The organism is Rhodococcus sp. PAE-6 (assembly GCF_025290685.1).
Classification (GTDB): Bacteria; Actinomycetota; Actinomycetes; order Mycobacteriales; family Mycobacteriaceae; genus Rhodococcus; species Rhodococcus pyridinivorans.
Map to the genome: position 1 here is coordinate 1 of NZ_JAOCLZ010000144.1, position 264 is coordinate 264.

Here is a 264-nt window from a genome sequence, read left to right on the forward strand (position 1 = left end):
TGACCGATAATCTGACCCAGTTTCTGGAAACCATAATTGCAGACCGATAGGCAATTCACCGGCCTTGAAAGACGCATCGACAAGGCCGCCCACCGCCTTCTCGACAATCTGCCGCGTCACCGGATCAGCGATGCGCTGATCGAGTTTCTGGTCTTCGGGCTGAAACAGGCATGGGCCTGCCTTTTCGGTGGCGCCATGCTGGCGCTCATCATCCTCACCCGCTGGTTCTGGCCGGATGGCGGCGCGGGGTTTATCACGCGCTAC

General features: G+C 59.1%; 1 protein-coding gene. It reads left to right on the forward strand.

Annotated elements, in window-relative coordinates; all coding sequences use genetic code 11:
• Positions 1 to 36: 36 nt before the first annotated feature.
• Positions 37 to 264: DUF817 domain-containing protein (locus tag NVV99_RS26570; RefSeq protein WP_260783308.1), on the forward strand; the 228-nt coding region annotated here is incomplete at its 3' end.